Origin of the sequence: Citrobacter sp. CK191 (assembly GCF_030333435.1) — a bacterium.
Lineage (GTDB): Bacteria > Pseudomonadota > Gammaproteobacteria > Enterobacterales > Enterobacteriaceae > Citrobacter_B > Citrobacter_B koseri.
This window is the reverse complement of the sequence record NZ_JAOWFX010000005.1, coordinates 1-203: the sequence shown is the minus strand read 5'-3', so window position 1 is coordinate 203 and position 203 is coordinate 1. Positions and strand designations below refer to the sequence as shown.

The 203-nt window shown below is 55.2% G+C and carries 1 other RNA gene; it reads left to right on the top strand.

Annotated elements, in window-relative coordinates:
• Positions 1-52: 52 nt before the first annotated feature.
• Positions 53-186, top strand: a non-coding RNA gene (locus OGV82_RS02730) — RtT sRNA.
• Positions 187-203: the final 17 nt, after the last annotated feature.

The window sequence follows — 203 nt, the reverse complement described above, 5'->3', positions numbered from 1 at the left end:
AATCCTCTATCACCGACCAATTCAGAAAAGCCAGCCCACGGGCTGGCTTTTTGCTGTCTGGAATTTAACGAGGATGAGAACCTCCGGGGGCAAGAGGTTCGACTCGAGCGTAGCGAGAGAACGTTGCGTGAGCAACGGCCCGAAGGGCGAGCCACGTAGTGGCGAGTAATCCTCTATCACCGACCAATTCAGAAAAGCCAGCC